Source organism: Tigheibacillus halophilus, from assembly GCF_042683165.1.
GTDB classification, from domain to species: Bacteria; Bacillota; Bacilli; order Bacillales; family Amphibacillaceae; genus Tigheibacillus; species Tigheibacillus halophilus.
In genome coordinates this window covers 283959-304278 of the sequence record NZ_JBHUIZ010000012.1, presented here as the reverse complement: position 1 = coordinate 304278, position 20320 = coordinate 283959, and the positions used below count along the sequence as shown (strand labels likewise).

Sequence of the window (20320 nt, the reverse complement as noted above, 5' to 3'; positions counted from 1 at the left end):
GATGTCTTGGTATGCCAAAGACTTCCTGCCTATCATCCACCATTTCGAAAATCACGGATCACTTGTGATAAGAATGGCAGCAACATAGATATATGGCTTTCATCTTGATAATGGGCAAATCTCGTCTGGAGATTGGTCCCAACCCCATTCTGCAATTTTTGATAAACATACTCCGCCCCACCCACCATTCCCTCTGGTTCCTCACTGCCGACGCCAATGAATAATCTGGTGCTGCCCTGCCGTGCATTGTTTTGCACAGCTGCGCGCTCAGACATATATGTATCCAGATAGGTATAGATGATATGATTTTTCCACCATACAGAAGGGCTTCCAGCTGCATAGTATTGGAACATTTCACTTCTGGTAAATAATGTATAAAGCACCAAAAAACCACCTAGTGAATGACCAAAAATTGCCTGACGATAGCGGTTGATGGAAGTAAGCCGTGCAACTTCAGGCTTCACCTTTCCTTCAATGAAATCTAGAAATTCCTCAATACCGCCATTCTCAGGCCAGGCCATACCGTTCTTTCTTTTCCGCAGTTCTTCGGGGCTTGCCGGCAACGTATAATCTTTGAATCTTCTTTCCGTAACAATTGGTTTGTCCGAATCATAACCAATCCCTACAACCACAGCCGGTTCGAGTTTTCGGGGGCCGCTTGATTGCACACGTATCGTTTCAGTCACTGTAGCGAATATCGCATTTGCATCTAATAAATAATATACCGGAAATCCGTTGGGCGGGGCTTCGGTATCCGGTACCCACATCATCATCCGATAAGGTTCACCTTGATTATTCTCCATTGTCCATTGCATCGCATTTGGAATATGAAATGGTTTCGCATTTTCCATCGGTTTTTATCCGCTCCCTTTCATTCATCCGTTTCAGTGTACCGAAAATCCACCATCAAAAACATGGAGCATCGACCGAAATTGACTGGACGTATTACTGAAAAGCTTAGCTACTGAATCCAATTTACGAAGATAGGCATGTGCTGAATTTTCAAGCCAAGGATCGGAAGAAACCAGCATCACATTACCGGTTCTAACCGCCGGAAGTTGTTGCCACTGCTCTGTCCTTTGCAACATATCCCAATTCTTTCGTGTTTCATCATCCTGGCGGACAAGCATAAAGATACAGTCGATTTGCAGCTGGCTCAATGAATCAATCGTGATAGGCTGATGCAGTTTTTCCAAAGATAAACTGTGCGGAACGAACGAGTGTAAATCCTCAAACAGAAAAGAAAACAACTGATTGCCTGTCTCGATATATAATGAGTCATTGACCATTCTAAGCACTGCAGTGGTTTTGTTCATAAACTGTTTGCAGAGAGCGGCATTTATACTGGCGGCCTTTTGTTCATATGTCTGTAACCATTTATGGGCCAGCTCATTTTTATCCAGTTTATTAGCTATATATAGGAATTGATTCCGCCAGCTATTTATTTGCTGCGGAACATATATCACGGATGCTGTTTTCTCCAGTAAAGTTTGTTCTTTTGGTTGGATTGCCGCAGATGTGATAATGATATCTACAGATTCTTGCATAACACGCATCATATTTGTTTCCCATTCCTCATTGATACGGTAGGCGCTTAAAGGTAAAGGGATTTCCCTGCGATAATGATGATAATAATAGGACGTCCATTTAGGATGCATCGGTGCAGCATACGGTATTACCTGCAATGGAATAAGATGGCCAATAATATTTGAGGTATATGCCACTACTTTTTGTTTGACGTTTTTCATGTAATTCGTTGGTGTCATACCAGTCTCTTTCCTAAATTTACGGCTAAAATAAAATTCATCCTTATACCCTATCTCGTGGGCAATCTCCTTGATTTTCAAATTCCCCTGGTTCATTAGCCGTTTTGCCTCTTGTAAACGAAGTTCAGTCACATATTCCATCACTGTTTTGCCATATCTTTTTTTAAATACTTCAGCAAAATATTTACAACTGAGTCTTGTCAAATCTGCCAGTTGATTGACGGTTATATGATGCATATAATGCTTGCCGATAAATTGCTTCACTTCTTCTATGGACAGGCAGGATTTCATGCCATCTTGTTCCTGACTGTGAATCATTGATAATAAAAGATTCAGAAAATCCATTTGACAGCGAAAGCGTTCTGTTCCAGAGGCATCATGCCAAGTCTGAAAAATTTTTTTACAGACAGAAGCTGCATCCAGGTTCTCTTGCAGCTTCCAAACACCGGAAAATAGCAGCATATCCGATTGCAAAATCGCTTGATTGTCCTTTCGCTCTTCATATATTTTCAGAAAAAAGATATAGCCCTCGAAATGCTCGCTGCTTTCACAAATGCCTAGCGTCGTTCCAGGACTGCACGCATATCCTTCACAGCCATGCAGCTCCATCTCAGTTTCATCCGCTTCTAATAAAACCCGCCCCTTTGTTGCAAGAATAAGGGCATATGACTGTAAAAATTGGTGTTTAAATCTATGTATATCAGAATGGGATAAATAATCGACAGTATCAAGTTTGATAAAAATATTTTCCGTCAGCCATTCATTCACCGGGCATGCTGGATTCATACAAGACCACCTCTAAGCGATAATCAACAATGAGAATCATTATCATTTATTATCTTACTATGAGAATTGTCACTTGTCCATACATGCAAAACTGTGTCAAACACGCTGAACAAAGGTTTCATAACAACTACCAGCTTTTCCTTTGACAGTGTACAGATTTTTTCACAAAGTTTAATAACTTATTACACGGGTATCCCTCCTATAGGGAGGAGGTCAATATGGCTGATCAAACAGAAACACATCCACTAAAGGGGACTAAACAGAGCAATAAAACAGAAGACCCTCGCTACGGCCAACCATTTGTGGCGAAGAAAGCTGCGGTTGCTTCGCCGAATAATCTGGCCTCCATGGCCGGATACGATATCCTCAAAAAAGGCGGAAACGCAATCGACGCGATGGTCGCAGTCAATGCTACTTTGGGAGTGGTATTCCCTCATATGACAGGTGCTGGAGGGGATGCGTTTTGGCTTATTTACGATGCTAAAACAAAGCAAACCTTCGCACTGAACGCAAGCGGGCATTCTTCTAAACACGTCAGCATGGATGATTATAAAAATCAAGAAAAAATCGATGAACGCGGTCCAAAATCTGCAATCACTGTGCCTGGGGCCGTTGATGGCTGGTGCCAAGCAAGCAAACGGTTCGGAAGACTAGCATTTTCTGAGTGCCTGAAACCAGCAATCAACTTTGCCAGAGAAGGCTTCCCTGTAAGCCCGTCACTGGCGAAATTTTCAGAGCAGTCACTTGGGCTTTTACGCTCTCATGATACTACTGCATTTACTTTCTTGAAAGACAAAGTGGCACCTTATCTCCCCGGAGATATCATGAAGAATAGGTCCCTTGCAAAAACGCTTGAAAAGATATCCGAACAAGGACGGGACGCTTTTTATAAGGGTAGCATAGCAAAAAAAATATGTGAATTTTTAGCCGATAACAACGGTATTCTCTCCGAAGCAGACTTCGCGGCACACCAATCTGAATGGGTCAAACCACTGACAATGGATTATCGCGGCAAAACAGTCATCGCACCACCGCCTAACTCTGAAGGTATGGCAACATTAGCGATTTTGGGGATGCTTGAGCATTTCGACGTCAGTGAAAGCAGTGATAATAGTGCTGCATTTATCGATATTTTCACTCGTGCGACTGCTTTAGCTTTCAGAGACCGCAATGAATATTTAGACGATCCCAATTTCAATGACGTTCCTACAAGTCAATTGCTTGATAAAGCATACTTAGCTGAGCGGGCGAAAAAAATTATCGACCCATCCATTGGTCCTCCGGAGCAGGGCTTCGGTCAAAGAGGGGACACCACCTTCAGTTGTGCAGTTGATGAAGATGGAAACGCTGTCGCCGTGATCCAAAGCTTGTATTGGGAATGGGGGTCAGGACTTGTGGCCGGAGATACCGGACTGCTTCTGCAAAACCGCGGTGCGTTCTTCTCACTTGATTCAAAATCAGCGGATAGACTGATGCCAGAAAAGAGGCCGGCCCACACACTGACCTGTTCCATGGTCCTCAATGACACGGGGCCGGAAATGATTGTCGGAGCTATGGGCGGTGAAGGTGAACCACAGACACAGGCAGCTATCATTGCCAGAGTGCTGGATCAAGGCTACGCGATTCAAGAAGCAATTGATGCGCCACGATGGCTGCTTGGCAGGACATGGGGCGAGCAGCATCGCGGCTTGCGCCTGGAAGGTCGATTCCCGGAAGACATGGTGAAAGATTTGGAAAACCTGGGACACGTTAATGTCGAACTGATCGATGCGTTCAGTGATTTGGTCGGACATGCTCAGGCAATCCACATCTTGAATAACCGCATCGAAGCCGCAGCCGACCCACGTGCAGGCGGACTGGCTACAGGCTATTAAAAATCAGCTGAAATACTGGAATATTAATCAGAAAGGACGATTCAATTGACGCACAATAAATCAACAGAAGACATACCACAGCCAATCTTGGGGGACAAAGGTGCGACCGATGAGGGGCCGCGCAATATCGAAAGAGACAAGCAAAATCCAAATTTATTCGGCGGAACACCAACTGACTCAGGTACCATCCCAAATCTGAAATTCTCTTTTTCCGATGCCAGAATGAGACTGGAACATGGGGGTTGGTCTCGTGAAGTGACGAAACGCGAACTGCCGGAGGCAACAACTCTTGCAGCAGTGAACATGCGCCTGAAGCCAGGTGGAATTCGAGAGCTGCATTGGCATAAAGAAGCCGAATGGGCGTATATGATCTCCGGACGTGCACGAATCACAGCGATTGATGTTGATGGCAAAGTGTTTATCGATGATGTTGGCAAAGGTGACTTATGGAATTTCCCATCTGGCATCCCGCATTCTATTGTCGGTCTGGATGAAGGATGCGAATTTCTCCTTGTCTTTGATGATGGCTCTTTTTCAGAAAACAGCACATTCTCCATTACCGATTGGTTTGCACATACACCAAAAGATGTGTTAGCAGCCAATTTCGGAGTGAGTGAAGATACCTTTGAGAACATTCCATCAGGAGAACAATATATGTTCCAAGGGAAAGTTCCTGGCCCAATCGCGCAGGAAAAGCCCGCAAATATGAACGGTAATGTGCCTAACCCATTCAGTTATCGTCTGTTGGAACAAACACCAATGGAAACGAACGGTGGGAAAGTGCGTATAGCTGATTCGACCAATTTCAAAGCAGCTACTACAGTAGCTGCGGCTTTGGTTGAAGTAGAGCCTGGCGGCATGCGTGAGCTGCATTGGCACCCAAACGAAGCTGAATGGCAATACTATATTTCCGGAAAAGGCAGAATGACTGTTTTTGCTGCAGAGGGGCATGCAAGAACATTCGACTATATGGAAGGAGATGTGGGCTACGTTCCCTTTGCTATGGGTCACTATATTCAAAACACCGGTGATGAACCGCTCGTATTTCTGGAAATGTTCCGGAGCGACCATTTTGCGGATGTTTCCCTTAACCAGTGGATGTCACAGACCCCTCCGGAACTTTTGAAGGAGCACCTGCATGTTGACGACAAGTTCATCCATGAGGCATTACATCCGGATAAGCGACCGAATGTGAAATTTAATTAAGAACACGATGTATGCTAAGCCTGGTTTCTATCCAGAGACCAGGCTTTTTACACGCTCTTTTTGGACGGGTCACATAGTAAAATGCTTGCTAATCGAGCTAAAATACGTTATTATTTTTATTGTGCTTTTCGATAGGGTATGCTGGTGTAGCACAGTTGGTAGTGCACTTCACTCGTAATGAAGGGGTCGGGGGTTCAAATCCTCTCACCAGCACTGATACAGAAAACATTGATATATAGCCATTCTTGAGTATTCAGGAACGGCTGTATTTTTATTTCCTTTGGTTACGCCGACCAAGCTAGAAAACACAGTGGTTTAGGGGTTTATGTGGGTTGGTAACGGACCTTTTTTATTATCAGTTTTTATGCAACATGGAAAACTTCACGCTACACAATTGCTTTTTATAAGTTCTTTATTTTTGAAGCCTCGTTTTCAATCGTACCACGTTCAAAACCGCTGCAAATAAATGATCATTACCGTTACCTCGTCCTAAGACAAAATGGTTTTCTTTATTCTTTTCAGCAGATAACGATCTTCCATGCTTTCTGGTGTACAGTTAGCATCAGACCAATCCATTTTTCCATACCGCAGTCATTCACTCCCCCCACGCCCCTCTCCCCTTTCAGCGGTTCATAACATTTCAGTCCGTAGTCGGTTGGCGTTCTCTTTGTTCACTTATAACGCGACTGTTTAAAAGCGCCCAAGAATTAAATAAGGACCTTGTAGACGATTAAAAATGAACTGTTTCCTATGGGAAATATATAGATAGTCGTCTGTCATCTCATTTGTGATGGATATCACAAGGGCACTTTTGGGATATTATAACGAATTCGCATCTCTTTCTGATTGGCACAAAAACGTATTTTAATAAAAAACACGAGAAAATGGAGGGCAATTACAATGCCCAGAATGTATTGAATCACACACGAGGAGTTGGCATATTTAAAATGAAATTCAACAAGAAAAAAATCAACGTTGTAAATATTCAACAGGCTAAGAAAAGCGTGTTTGCTACTGGGATAGGAAACGCTATGGAATGGTTTGACTTCGCTTTATTCTCTTATTTGTCGGTTATCATTAGCGAAAATTTTTTCAGTCCAGTCCAAAACGATGAATTAAAGTTGATATTCACTTTTGCCACATTTGCAATTGCTTTTTTACTTAGACCAGTAGGTGGAATTATTTTCGGTAAAATTGGTGATAAATTTGGCCGAAAAGTAGTATTAACAACTACGATCCTAATGATGGCTTTATCTACTTTAATAATGGGGATGCTTCCTACATACAATCAGATTGGGGCATGGGCTCCTCTATTATTACTCCTTGCTCGTATTCTGCAAGGTTTTTCTGTGGGTGGAGAGTATGCCGGCGCAATGGTATACATTGCAGAATCTTCTCCAGATAATAAACGAATAAGATTAGGCAGTGGTTTAGAAATTGGCACATTATCTGGTTATATAATAGCTTCTATTTTAGCGACAGTACTTTTCTGGACACTATCTGATGCACAAATGAATAGTTGGGGATGGAGAATTCCTTTCTTCTTAAGTATTCCAATTGGATTATTTGGATTATATTTGAGAAGTAATTTAGATGAAACACCAATATTTGAAAATGATGTTTCGAATAACCAAGAGGAACAGCCAGGTTTATTGGAAACAATTAAAACATATAAAAAAGATATCTTTTTATGTATCGTATTTGTAGCATTTTTCAATATAACTAATTACATATTATTAGGTTATATGCCTTCTTATTTAAATGAAAACATTGGTATAAGTGATACAATAAGTACGCCGGTTACAGCAATTGTATTAATTATTATGGTTCCATTCGCTATAACTTTTGGAAAACTGGGAGATAAATTAGGGAATAAACGGGTTATAATATTTGGACTAGTATTAGGAATTGTGCTGCCAATTTTATCTTTCTACTTTCTCAGTATGGGAAGTACGGCTTTCTTATTCATAGGGCTTTTAATGTTGGGTCTCGTTTTATCTGTTTACGAAGGTACTATGCCGGGATCTTTACCTACCTTGTTTCATACTGACATTAGATATCGCACATTATCATGGACATTTAATATTTCCGTCTCTGTTTTTGGTGGTACAACCCCTTTAGTTGCTTCTTGGCTGGTACATGTGACAGGAAATAATTTAGCGCCAGGCTTCTATTTATTAGCAGTTAGTTTAATTGGTTTAATAGTTGTGTTAACTTTATTCGAAGATACTTCAGGGAAATCTTTAAAAGGTTCTTACCCGACAGTTGCTTCTAAGGCTGAGTATAAAAAGGCTGTTGAAAATCCCAAAGATTCATTATGGTGGGAAGCAGAACAGAAATAAATCCGTTAACTAGCTATCATACACCAATCCTCCACATTTCACGCCTATGGGCTTTTAATAGCGAATTTATCGCATACAGCATGATTATAGAACGAGCCTCCTTCTTTGCAACAAAAGCGAATGAGAACAAAGCTGCTTGGGGGAAGTCAATGAAAAAGAAAATCCTAATTCCTCCTGTTTTTGGAGGTATTAGGATTTTTATGTCTTCAAATGTTCAAAAATGGTCTAGGTACGGAGAAGATGGGATTCGAACCCATGCGGCGCGTAATGCGCCCTAACGCATTTCGAGTGCGTCCCCTTCAGCCGGACTTGGGTACTTCTCCATATTTCAAAGGTACTCTTCAAATGACCAATGAAAATTATAAACCTTTCTTTTCCGTTTGTCCATTGTAAAGAATGGACAAGTGCAGGGCGTTTGAATGACAACATAGCCGGTGCGCCTATGTTGCATACCGGCTATTTACCCTTTAACAGCTTGAGCTTCTTTTTCTTGCCACCGATCAAGCGCACCACCTGGATCATGGCAGAAGCCAATGAATAACTTTTCCGATAAGCTAAGTACTTACCCGACCATTCAGGATAATATTTATTTTTGAAGTCACGTAAGCCTTTGAATCCGTATAGATAACGCACGTTATTGAAGACTGCTGCAGCAATCCGCTCGCCAAGGAACGATTGCTTCGCATTTCCCACATTGGATAATGGAGCCATGCCTAAATTGAAATAGCGGTAACCTTCTTGTTTCGCCCACTCGAACAGATGAATGAACATCACATCGATCTCCCCGCTCGGTTCGTCAGGTAGATGGCGCATTAGATCGATGGAAATAGTGCTTTCCTGATATACTGGCATGATATTCATGAAGGCTGTGATTTCACCATTTTCGTTCTGCATCACCGCGATTGGTGCTTTAGACAAGTACTTTCTGTCAAAAAAACCTAGTGAGAATTGCTTCTCGCTTTTACCATCCAGCCAAGCATCAGAAACCGATTCTAACTGCTGCCAGAATGATTCAGTAAACGGTGGATGAATCACTTCGAAGGTATAGCCATTTTTATGGAAACGATTGAAAGAAGAACGCAGGCCGGCTCGTTTTTTTCCGGATATCGTAAACGTGTCCAAATCCACAATCGCCTCTTCACCAAGTTTAAAAAATGTATATCCCATATCGTGATAAAGCGCCATTTTATCTCCGCTTATCTGATAAAAAACGCAACGATAGCCATAATAATCCGCCTTCTCTAATAGCTTGGACAGCAGTTCTTCAAAAGACGCTTCCTCCCCTTGCGGATCTCCAAGCACAACCATTCTGTTTCCGGCTGTGGAAAATTGCACCAGCGCCTTCCCATCATCACTAAATAGAAAACGCTTATCACCCAGATACCCTAAATGACTCAGTACATGACCACCATACGCTTCAAAAAATCGGTCTAGCTTTTCTTCATTGTACACTTCACCAATCTGGACATGATGTTTACGTGCGAACAAAATAATAAGGCCGATAATATAGAGGCAAGCGACTAGACAGCCAACAAACCCGATCCCGTATATGCCATATAGCGGTTTATGATAATCAACCAGGAGCAGCCCATTCCTGGTAAACACGACAAATATCAGGAAGGCAATCAAACACACGTAGAGCAGACCACGCATACTGGCGGCATTGAACGGCAAGCTATGGCGCTTAAATTGGCCTCGCAGCAAAATCAATACGAGCAAATGAAATGCTGCCAATGCCCCGATAATCGCATTTTCCGATTGGCCTACCAACAGCACAATGGAGAGGATAAGTGTGATACATGTGATATATAAACCACGTATTGTCTTATAATACATTTCCTTCATAAAAAACCAAATCGTAATGGCTAATGCGAACAGAAGAATATTGTAAAAGTCGATTGTAAGCAAGGAAAGCCGGGATTTGTCCATGGCATGGTAAGCAATGATATCGAAAATAGGTATGAACAACAAGAAAAGACCGGTTATGAATGATAATAGTGATAGAGACCAATAGCCGATGTTTTTCAGAATCATTCGCTGCAATGCCCATATGACACCGCTTATTTCCACCACAGGTGCAATCAAATTGCTGTCCTCTGCTTTTCTCACAACCGTACTGCTCATTTCAAAGGCCATGATGATCAAGCCAAAAATAAGCGGAATCATATAGTAGGCGAAACGGTACATCAACAAAGCCGTCAATAGAATACTTGGCTCAGCACCCAGCAGCTGCCCGCCGGATAAAACCATTAAATCAAATGAACCGAATCCGCCCGGTATCATGCTGATGACTCCCATCACGGCGGCAATCGTATATAACCCAAATGCCTGGCCGAAAGAAACGGGAGCATCCACAGCAACAAGACTGAAATAAAGTACAAGACCCGCTCCGAACCATTCAATAACAGACACAGCAGAATATTGCAATGTCAATTTCGGTGTAAAAAATTCACTCTTTCGAAATGCTGCCAATCCGAGATAAACAGGGAAAAATAAAAAAATACCGGCAAGCACGAACCAAAGCCACTTTTTATCAGCTAACAACTCTCCTGCGGGGAAAACATGCATAATGACTAAAATGGAAAATATCGATAATCCCATCACAGCAGCAGGCGCCAGCCAGCCAATGCCGACCACAAGCTTTGCACTGTCTTTCGTGTATCCCTTATATAGCATCCCTCTGACGCCAGCGCCAATCAAACCGCCGAATCCAAAAACACCGTTAAAGGAATTGGCGACCCATGCCACACCGAATATCTTTCTTTTGGTCAGCGGGATTTTTTGTGAGCGTATAAAGAAAAAGTCGTAAAAAAACATCGTGGAAACAGACAACAATGCAGTGGTGATCACGATGATATCCATATAAAAGGGCACCTGGTCAATCGCCTTTAGCGACTCTTTCAGGCCTACCTCAGACAGCTGCCTCTTTCCCTCAATGAAGATGACACTGACGACAATAATCATGAATATGTATTTTGCCGCGCGGATAAGCGCTTGTTTATGTTTCAAGGAACCCACCAACTTCCTATACTTGCTATTGTATTAGCATATACTATCTGTTTGGTAAAATGTATCGCAAAATGTGACATAAACCTTTCATTATTGAAAGTAAATATCCATACGTAACACAAATAAAAAAAGTTTCAGTGCCAGGGACCCAGTTTGGCCCCTGGACAGGTATTCTATTAAAGTTCCCTTCTCATCGCTTGCAAAACGTCTATTTTTGTCGCATGTTTTGCAGGCCGTACACCGGAAATGATTGTTACTGCGATGCAGATGACTACCGCGATTAAAATCAATACTGGTGGAATCGCCGAAAACTGCAGATTTTCAGGAAGTTTTTCATGGAAAGCCGCTTCAATAATCACTGGCATACCTAAATTGACCACAAAGCTGGTGACATAAGCAATGGCTACACCAAACACAGCGCCAATCAATCCAATAGAGCAGCTTTCCAGCAAAAAGATCCGTTTGATTGTTCTGGGATTCGCACCAATAGCTTTCATAATGCCGATATCAGCGGCACGCTCTGTTACTGCCATCGTCATTGTGTTATAAATACCGATCGAGGCAATGATGACAGCTATCGTGCCGACCAAGACCAGACCAGCCTTGACAATGGCAAACAGTACATTGATTTGTTTCATTTCTTTCAAAACTGAATAAACCATATAATCTTTCTTTTCCAACTGGTCTGTCACTGACTGCACAGATTCCAGACTATTCGCATAGACCTTCATTACGTCAAAACCATGGTCTGTTTCTCCATCCTCGTTTTGGGCATCTGGTTCAGCGGCATAAGTCCCTGTATAGGCATCTATTTTTTTCATCATCGCATAGGAAATGTATACATTTTGATTTTGCAACCACTCTTTTGCCGGTTTAGCTTCAACGCCAACAATATCGACTGAAAATGTTTGATGTGTTTCTTTGCCATCCTTGATGCGCACGATATCCATTTCCATCTTTTTTCCCAAAAGATTTTTGATGTCCATTTTCGGAGCATCATTTTTACCGTCTTTGTCAGACTGAACCAATGCCTTGGCAAAGTCATAGGCTACAATGACTTCATTTTCCTTTTCCGGCATTTTTCCATTACTTAGCTTAAATCCAGCTTTCTTTTCTGAAGCAAAATCAACTGCGATGGTACTTCCCTCTGCCTGCTGACCATTCATTTCATATTTTGGTGACTGAATAAGCCCGTTTCTTCTTGTGACAGTCTTAACCCCATCCAATGACTCTATTTCTGAGACATTCTTCATCGTTAAGGGATCGGCATTTCCTGCTTTGTCCATTTTCGATTGCACTTGTATCTCCGTTACAGTCTGGTCCTGCAACGTATCTGCCACAATGGATTTTTGCAGGCCGAAACCTACAGATGCCAATACGATTAAAAATGCACATCCGATTGCGGCTGCCAAAATTGTCATCGTCGTACGAACTTTATTTTTCCGGACATTTTTCAAAATGAAACGTAATTGATCTTTCATCCGCATCATATATAACTCCTCTGCAATAAGTGGCCATCATGGATAGTAATGGTCTGATGTCCAATTTTAGCTACTGATTCATCGTGGGTGATGATCAGGAATGTGATGCCCTCTTGCCGATTCAATTTTTTAATCAACTGGAGCAAATCCGCTTCGGTTTCACTGTCCAAGCTTCCGGTAGGTTCATCAGCCAGTATAAGCGGCGGATGAAGGACCATTGCACGAGCAATGCTGACTCGCTGCTGCTGGCCCCCGGATAGCTCACCCGGGTAGTAATCCCTAAAGTCTGCAAGCCCCACCTTATCCAGCAGTTGAAGCACCCGCTCTCTACGTTCAGTTTCTTTTATTCCCTTCAACGTCAATGGCAGTTCTACATTTTCAAAAGCAGTCATACTGGAAATCAATTGGAAGGTTTGAAAAATGAACCCCATATGCTCCAATCGAAAATCGGCAAACTGTATTTCATTGAATGCAGTCGTTTCCTCTCCATCGATCCAAATTTGTCCGGCAGTTGGATGGATGAAACCACTGATCAAGTTTAGCAATGTGGATTTCCCTGAACCACTTTTACCAACTATCGTGACGATCTTTCCACGTTCCACTTCAAACGAGATGTTCTGCAGGATAGGTATGGATGTTTGGTGATTTTTTTTCCCAAGAACAAAGGAATGACTTAAATCTGTTATTTTGATCATTTTGTTTCCCCATTTCCTATTTCTAAACTATCCACTTCCAAACTTTGTTCACCAATGAGGTTTTGGTCTCCCTTCACTTTGATGACGCCCTTATACAATGTTTTGGCCGTTTTTGCATCAGCCACAAAAACAGTGGCCTTCCGCTTTGCTCTCATCGCGGGACTAATGATATATATCCTGTTATTTTTCACTTCAATAAGCGCTTCCCTGTTTGCCGCTTGCAGTGGAAACTGATGGACAGCTGTCACTTTTTCTGTATGAACATCATAGCTGTACACTGTTAATTTGTTTGCTGATTGTACTTTGAAATAAACCGATGTTCCATTTTGAGATACTGGTTCCGCACTTTTTGGAAGTTCTGCCGGCAAACTTAATTTCTTTCTCATCGCAGAACCAATCTCGTATGATATGAGCTCATTTTTCAAGACTTTATCCTGCTTTGCTTCATTGCCGATTTCTGATATCGTCTTCTGCAGCACAATCATATTATTTTCTTGCGCATTTTCTTGGGGAACAAAGTTGATGCTTGTGTACGTTTCTCCATTTTTTCCATTGTCCTTGCTATATACCTGGTCATCTGCATTTTCTTTCAGTAACGTCTTGTCATCACCTAATTTGCCTGACTTCAAGTCGACTTGGAACAGATGTGCTTCCATCGAATTTTGCCCACTGTCACTATACCGTTCATTATTAGTGGCAACATACAGTTTGCCATTGTTAAATTTTAAAGACTGAATATCCATCCAAATATATCTATCGATATGCGGAATCGTTGCTTTAAAGGAAGATTTTTGTTTCTTTTGCTTATCCCAAATAGCTATCTCCAGCTTAGATTGCATTCTTTGCTCAGGTAAACGCATATCGTAGGCATCTATGTTTGCATATATAAGTTTATCCTGATTTTCATAATACTGATTCATATTTTCTGCCTTACCGCGCATAAAGCTGTGGTATTCGTTTTGCAGACGCTTCATGCCGGGATCGCTGACAGCGGATAGCTTCTCAAAAAAAGAACGGTCCCGATAATAGCTTGTTCCATTAGTTGTGATTTGCAGATTTTCATTTATTTGCCCGTCATAATAATTACCATCTAAAATGAACTGCTTGATCTCGCGTTTATCTCCAGCTGTTTGCTGGATATAAAATGATGGGAATGCACTGACAGCATGATGTTCATAAATAAAAAAAGTAATCAATGTACCGATCGCCAAAACAAAAATAATGAATGATGCTGCATACTTTTTCATGTGGCTGTCCTCCTTAAACCCTAATTTTTCTCTGCAGCAGGTAATGGCTAAGCAGAATGGAAATTCCTGTAATGAATAGACCGAGACATAACTGGATGATGAAGATTTCTAACGGATAAAAATAGCTTATGACTGTGTATCTTTCAAAGAAAACAGGCAGCAGGAATACCGCCATCGCCAATATGAAGTAAATTGCACCAAACACCATCCCTTTCAGGCGGTAACAGCGTTCCAGCAGAATGGACGTGAACAGCACGAATACAGTCATGAAGCCAATGCCATAATGTACGAAGAAATCCATGAAAGTGACAGGGAACAAGATATTCATCTTTCCAAAACCGGCCATCATCCCATTTATTGGCATGTCTCTGCGGAAATCGATTGGAACCATCAATTGCAGCATCTTGCTTTCGACAGGCAGCAGAATTAACTGCAATGCTACCAATCCAAGCACCATCATGAAAATAGCTGTAGCTTTAGCAAGATAGATATTGATTCTTTCTGTTGGCAGCATAAGTAAACGGTAAATGAACGTGTTTTTTCCGAACCAGTCACGATACCAAATCAAGAAGGAATAAATCAACAGTCCGGCAATACAAATGACAATAGGTATCACATACGAGCCATCCATTATATCGATCATACTTATCGGTCCGGGCCCCTCACCCTTTAAAAAAGAATCCATAGAAAACCTGCCGTTACTCATTGCATCTCTGACAAGCTTCATATAGGATTGTGTGTGGAGCAAAACAACTAAAAACTGTACAACCACGGTCAGAGCAGCCAGTCCAATATATATTTTAAGGAAACGATTGATTTCAAAGCTGACTAGCTTCAAATAGTTTTTCATCCCTGATACACCTCCCGCATAACATCAACGACTGATTTCCCCTCTTCAGCTCTTACTGTTTCGACGTCAAATTCTCTTTTGACTTCCCCTTGATCAAGTAACACTGCTTTATCAATCAAATGTTCAATATCCTGGATTTCATGTGTGGTGATTATAACGCCACGATCTTCAATCAGATGACTGGTGAAGACGTCTGTGATTTGCTCACGGCTGAAAATGTCAATTCCAGAAAACGGCTCATCCATCAGAATATAATCCGCATCCAGCGCCAGCCCAAGCAGCAGATTCACCTTTGCTGTGTTCCCTTTAGATAAACTTGAGATACGTTCCTCTGGTTTCAACCGGAAAAATTGCAGCATTTCATGCGCACGCTGTTGATTCCAATGTCTATAAAAATCATTCATGAATTCCATTGCATCTTTAATCCGCATTTGGCCAGGCATCGTTATTGCATCTGGAATATATGAGACTTTTTCGAAGGTTTTTTTCGTAACCTTTTCTCCATCAATGTGTATATCTCCCTTTGTGAGCGGCGTCAATGCCATAATGGCGTGAAGTATTGTCGTTTTTCCAACACCGTTAACACCAATCAGACACGTAATTTCTCCTTTATTAGCAGTAAAGGATACATCTTGCAAGACAACTTTCCGTCCGAATTTCTTGTGTATATGTTTGATTTCTATCATTTCTGTTTCCCCTCGCCCTCACGCTCATAATTGCATTTCACCAATTCAACGACCTCATCTAAAGTTAAATTGATGGACTTTACAGATGTGATGAAAGAATCAACCGCCTCCATCACTAATTCTTTTCTGACAGCTGCAAGCACTTGCTGATCCTTTGTTATTTTGCTTGGAGAATTCCCTTCGGTTACAATCAATTTCTCTTCCTCCATTTCCTTATAAGCTCTTTGGGCCGTATTGGGATTGATACCCAATTTCCCGGCTAATTCCCTGCGTGATGGAATTTCCTGTCCGGGCTCAAGCAGTCCTGTAGCAATCTGTTCCTTAAAGTGCTGGACAACCTGTACATAGACAGGTCCGCGGCTGTTAAAGGTCAATTTCATATTCACAACTCCCATACACGGCAGTCATATGTATCATTTTGCCATGCAGTTTTTTCATGCTGGACGAATGTGTATTAATCCCTTAATACACATTGGTTAAAAAATCGGCATAAAGACGCCAGTTACTATGAGTACGCAATAACTCAGATATATCATCGCATATGAAGCGAATCATACGTAGAAAGCAAAAATGTACGGTTGCTACAGGGATATTCCTGCAACAAAGACAGTAAACTGTATTAATTGCTTAGTACACCTTACGAAGTGTATTATACGTTTAATACACAAATTGTCAAGCGCTTTTGAATACCTTTTTTATGGGCATTGGCTGTCATTATGATAAAATATCTCTATGGACTCACCATGATGGTCCGCCCCCTTCATTTTTGGAAATTGCCTGTATATGAAGGGCACCTCGGTTTTAATGCATTGTTTTATATATATTTAGGAGGTACATTTTTGTGAAGCTTGTTTCATGGAATGTGAATGGTCTGCGTGCCTGTGTCCGAAAAGGATTCATGGATTTTTTCAATGCCATGGACACTGATATTTTCAGTGTGCAGGAAACCAAACTGCAAAAAGGACAAATTTCTCTCGACCTGGAAGGCTATTATCAATTTTGGAATGATGCGGTAAAAAAGGGATATTCCGGTACAGCAGTTTTTACGAAAAAGAAGCCGCTCCATGTCAGTTACGGACTGGAAGAAGATATCCGGGATCCTGAAGGAAGGATTCTTACGCTGGAATTTGAAGACTTTTATTTATTGAACGTCTATACACCGAACTCCCAACGCGATTTGGCACGATTGCCATTCCGGCTCGAATGGGAAGACAAGCTGCTGGCCTATATTCAAAAATTGGATCAGCAAAAACCTGTCATTTACTGTGGAGATTTGAACGTCGCACACCAGGAAATCGACTTGCGAAATTTCAAATCGAATCATGGCAATTCAGGTTTTACGACAGAAGAACGTGGGAAAATGACTCGGCTGTTAGAGGCGGGCTTCACGGATACTTTACGCTATTTCCACCCTGATACAGAAGGTATTTATACATGGTGGTCCTATATGAAAACAGTAAGAGAGCGAAATATCGGATGGCGTATCGACTACTTCATTGTGTCGAACAGATTGCGCCAATACCTGCACAGCTCCACAGCATTATGCGACACCATGGGCAGCGATCACTGCCCTATCATGCTGGACATCGGCGGGGAAGATTCCCCGCTTCGCTAAGTGATAAAACAATAGGGGTTTGTCCCCGTGAAAGGATGTTAATAATGGAAACCAATAAAATTAAACTTACTGCTCTAACAACCAAAGGCGGATGCGGATGCAAAATAGGCCCGGCAGACTTGTCCCAAGTATTGCGCACATTGCCTGTTAACGAGCCAAACCCTAACGTACTTGTCGGGTTGGATACAAGTGATGATGCAGGTGTGTATAAATTGAATGATGAGTTAGCGATTGTACAGACATTGGATTTCTTTACACCGATTGTCGATGATCCGTATGATTTTGGCCAAATAGCGGCCACAAATGCAATCAGCGATGTATACGCCATGGGCGGGACGCCAATCACTGCATTGAACATTGTTGCTTTTCCTATTTCCAAACTGGATAAAAGCATCTTAAGTGAAATTCTGCGTGGAGCTGGAGACAAGTTGAAGGAAGCAGGAGTCGCCCTTGTCGGAGGACATTCTATCGATGACCAGGAGCCGAAATTCGGTCTTTCCGTCACCGGCACCGTTCATCCGGATAAAGTGCGTACAAATGCTGGCGCTAAGCCAGGCGATAAACTGATCCTGACCAAACCGATTGGTGTCGGTATCATGACAACTTCTATCAAACGGGATCTTGTGACTGAGGAAGAGCGCAAGCTTGTTACCAGTGTAATGACTACGCTGAACAAAACAGCCGCAGAAGTCATGGCTGATTTCAATACCCATGCTGCTACCGATGTTACCGGGTTCGGACTGCTTGGCCATGCATCAGAAATGGCCGTAGCCAGCAATGCGGGTATTATCATCGACCACACCCAGGTTCCTGTCCTGCCGCGTGTTAAGGAACTCGCTGAAGCCGGGGCGGTGCCAGGCGGGACAAAAAATAATTTTGACCATGTGGCTAATGTTGTCACCTATCCTGAAGAAATGGAGCAAATCGATAAATGGATACTTTGTGATGCTGTCACGTCCGGCGGATTATTGCTTGCTGTCGACGAAGCAGATGCTGATCAACTGCTGGAAGCCTTCAACAACAAGCAGGTCCATGCACAAATTATCGGTGAAGTCACTTCAGAAAACAATGGAAAAATCATCGTCAAATAAAGGCACGATCAGTTTTGTAATAGAAGGTGAAAATATATATGTTTCAAGATATCCAACTAGATGATTTACTCGAACAGCAAAAAAACGGACATACATTGGTTGATGTACGCTCTCCAGGCGAATTTGCAGAATCGACCATTCCGGGAAGCATCAATATCCCTGTATTCGATGACGAGGAACGAGCTGAAGTAGGTACACTATACAAACAAGCAGGCCAGAAAGCGGCAAAAGAAAGAGGCTTGGAAATATTTTCTGCAAAATTGCCGCAGTTCATTGCCGAATTCAAAAAAATATCCACACCAATGTCAGTGTTTTGTTGGCGTGGCGGTATGCGTAGTAAAACAGCAGCCACCGTACTCGATTTGATGGGCATCCATGCAAACAGACTGAGTGGCGGCATCCGCTCCTATCGGCAATGGGTAGTGTCTGAACTGGAAAAAGGAGAATTCCCCCCAGAGCTGATTGTGCTTAATGGTTACACAGGCTCTGGAAAGACTGTTTTGCTAAAAAAACTTGCTGCAGAAGGCTTTCCGATAATGGATTGGGAAGGAATGGCAGGTCACCGTGGGTCCATTTTTGGACAAATCGGTCTGAATCCTAGCAAACAAAAGAAATTCGACTCATCGCTGGTGCAAGCAATGATGTGCTTCAAAAATAGTCCATACGTCTTTGTGGAGGGAGAAAGCAAACGCATCGGAAAAGTGACGATGCCGGACTTCATGTATCAAAAGAAGGAAAATGGGCTCCAGATCTTCATCGACATCCCAGTAGGAGAACGGATTAAAAACATTTTGAATGATTACCAGCCCTGGAAAGATCCGGAGCAATTCCTGGAGGCTTTTCAGCGAATAAAAAGACGAATCCATGTACCTGTTGCCAAACAGATTGAAGCTGATTTGATGGAAAAGAAGTACGAATCAGCAATTCTGCTCTTACTCACCTATTACTATGACCCAAGATATGAATATGGGATCAGTCAATATGCTGATAGCCAAAAACTTACTATCCATGCTGCTGATAATGATGACGCCTTTAACCAATTGTATGCTTTGGCTAAAAAGCATTTATCCGATTCTGTAAAGTTTAACTAATATCCTGGAGTTTCACATCGTGTATTCTTAACCTTACTGGGAATTTAATGGCAATCGTCGTGTGGATGCTTAATACAACACCCCGTCCTCAAAACCGTAATCCATTATTCACGTATTGTTCATAATGCCATGCTACACTTTCGTTATCATGTATAAGACGGAGGAGTAGGATGTATGAAAAAATATAGTACGTTGTTATTGCGGTTTTCAGCACTATTCGCATTGATCGGTGCTTTCCTTGGTTCACATATGGCTGGTTCAGGGGGATATCAATTTCGAAGTGTGCATGCGCATATTCTTGTTGTCGGATGGCTGACCTTATTTGCATGGTCTGTTTACTATAAACTTTATAAGCCTGCATACCATTGGCTCGCTGGTTTACATGTTTGGACAGCGATTATCGGAGCCGTCGGCTTGACAGCGGGCATGTACTTTTATTACGTCAAACCTTTTGGCGTAAGCGGAACCTTTCCGACCGTGTTTTTCATCGTTGGAGGTACCATTATGCTGATTAGTTTCGTGTGCTTTGCACTGATCACTTTTTTAAAACAAGAAGCCAACGATTAAAATAGCCGTCAGTT

The 20320-nt window shown here is 42.1% G+C and carries 16 protein-coding genes and 2 tRNA genes; 8 read left to right on the top strand and 10 right to left on the bottom strand.

All coding sequences use genetic code 11. The annotated features are described in order from the left end of the window. Positions 1–32: 32 nt before the first annotated feature. Positions 33–851 carry an alpha/beta hydrolase gene (locus ACFSMW_RS12635; RefSeq protein WP_390356135.1) on the bottom strand — a complete coding sequence of 273 codons (819 nt, stop codon included), beginning with the start codon at positions 849–851 and terminating at the stop codon, positions 33–35. 33 nt (positions 852–884) lie between these two features. Next, a complete protein-coding gene (locus ACFSMW_RS12630; protein ID WP_390356133.1) occupies positions 885–2552 on the bottom strand; it encodes an AraC family transcriptional regulator in 1668 nt (555 codons plus the stop codon). 218 nt (positions 2553–2770) lie between these two features. On the opposite strand from ACFSMW_RS12630, the gene ggt reads away from it, so the two are divergent. The 4 genes from ggt (at position 2771) to ACFSMW_RS12610 (ending at position 7974) form a co-directional block, all read left to right on the top strand. After that, positions 2771–4426, top strand: a complete 1656-nt coding sequence (gene ggt, locus ACFSMW_RS12625) for a gamma-glutamyltransferase (protein ID WP_390356130.1) — start codon at positions 2771–2773, stop codon at positions 4424–4426. A gap of 45 nt (positions 4427–4471) precedes the next feature. Beyond that, positions 4472–5632, top strand: coding sequence for an oxalate decarboxylase family bicupin (locus tag ACFSMW_RS12620; protein ID WP_390356128.1), 1161 nt, complete (start codon positions 4472–4474; stop codon positions 5630–5632). 140 nt (positions 5633–5772) lie between these two features. Further along, a tRNA-Thr gene (locus ACFSMW_RS12615) sits at positions 5773–5845 on the top strand. 734 nt (positions 5846–6579) lie between these two features. Continuing rightward, positions 6580–7974, top strand: coding sequence for an MFS transporter (locus tag ACFSMW_RS12610; protein ID WP_390356126.1), 1395 nt, complete (start codon positions 6580–6582; stop codon positions 7972–7974). Between the two features lie 232 nt (positions 7975–8206). On the opposite strand, the gene ACFSMW_RS12605 is transcribed toward ACFSMW_RS12610, so the two are convergent. The 8 genes from ACFSMW_RS12605 to ACFSMW_RS12570 all read right to left on the bottom strand — a co-directional run bounded on the left by ACFSMW_RS12605 (position 8207) and on the right by ACFSMW_RS12570 (position 16322). Then, positions 8207–8297, bottom strand: a tRNA-Ser gene (locus ACFSMW_RS12605). Positions 8298–8430: 133 nt separating this feature from the next. Continuing rightward, entirely contained in the window at positions 8431–10983 is a 2553-nt protein-coding gene (mprF, locus tag ACFSMW_RS12600; protein ID WP_390356124.1) for a bifunctional lysylphosphatidylglycerol flippase/synthetase MprF, read from the bottom strand. Positions 10984–11159: 176 nt separating this feature from the next. Continuing rightward, a complete protein-coding gene (locus ACFSMW_RS12595; protein ID WP_390356122.1) occupies positions 11160–12473 on the bottom strand; it encodes an ABC transporter permease in 1314 nt (437 codons plus the stop codon). Beyond that, entirely contained in the window at positions 12470–13159 is a 690-nt protein-coding gene (locus ACFSMW_RS12590; RefSeq protein ID WP_390356120.1) for an ABC transporter ATP-binding protein, read from the bottom strand. Before ACFSMW_RS12590 ends, ACFSMW_RS12595 begins: the two co-directional genes overlap by 4 nt. Further along, the gene (locus tag ACFSMW_RS12585; protein ID WP_390356119.1) at positions 13156–14406 is read right to left on the bottom strand and encodes a hypothetical protein; all 1251 of its coding nucleotides are present in this window, start codon (positions 14404–14406) and stop codon (positions 13156–13158) included. The genes ACFSMW_RS12590 and ACFSMW_RS12585 overlap by 4 nt, the downstream gene beginning before the upstream one ends. A 13-nt stretch (positions 14407–14419) precedes the next feature. Next, positions 14420–15256 (bottom strand): hypothetical protein, encoded by an 837-nt coding sequence (locus tag ACFSMW_RS12580; protein WP_390356117.1) that lies wholly within the window; start codon positions 15254–15256, stop codon positions 14420–14422. After that, positions 15253–15942, bottom strand: a complete 690-nt coding sequence (locus ACFSMW_RS12575; protein ID WP_390356115.1) for an ATP-binding cassette domain-containing protein — start codon at positions 15940–15942, stop codon at positions 15253–15255. The genes ACFSMW_RS12580 and ACFSMW_RS12575 overlap by 4 nt, the downstream gene beginning before the upstream one ends. Continuing rightward, a complete protein-coding gene (locus tag ACFSMW_RS12570) occupies positions 15939–16322 on the bottom strand; it encodes a GntR family transcriptional regulator (RefSeq protein WP_390356113.1) in 384 nt (127 codons plus the stop codon). Before ACFSMW_RS12570 ends, ACFSMW_RS12575 begins: the two co-directional genes overlap by 4 nt. 461 nt (positions 16323–16783) lie before the next feature. Between ACFSMW_RS12570 and ACFSMW_RS12565 the strand changes: the two genes are divergently transcribed. The 4 genes from ACFSMW_RS12565 to ACFSMW_RS12550 all read left to right on the top strand — a co-directional run bounded on the left by ACFSMW_RS12565 (position 16784) and on the right by ACFSMW_RS12550 (position 20306). Beyond that, positions 16784–17557, top strand: a complete 774-nt coding sequence (locus ACFSMW_RS12565) for an exodeoxyribonuclease III (RefSeq protein WP_390356112.1) — start codon at positions 16784–16786, stop codon at positions 17555–17557. 44 nt (positions 17558–17601) lie between these two features. Next, on the top strand, positions 17602–18648 hold the full coding sequence (selD, locus tag ACFSMW_RS12560; protein WP_390356110.1) for a selenide, water dikinase SelD: 1047 nt from the start codon (positions 17602–17604) through the stop codon (positions 18646–18648). 38 nt (positions 18649–18686) lie between these two features. After that, positions 18687–19739 (top strand): tRNA 2-selenouridine(34) synthase MnmH, encoded by a 1053-nt coding sequence (gene mnmH / locus ACFSMW_RS12555; protein WP_390356108.1) that lies wholly within the window; start codon positions 18687–18689, stop codon positions 19737–19739. Between the two features lie 174 nt (positions 19740–19913). Next, the gene (locus ACFSMW_RS12550) at positions 19914–20306 is read left to right on the top strand and encodes a hypothetical protein (protein WP_390356107.1); all 393 of its coding nucleotides are present in this window, start codon (positions 19914–19916) and stop codon (positions 20304–20306) included. The last annotated feature ends 14 nt before the right edge of the window (positions 20307–20320 follow it).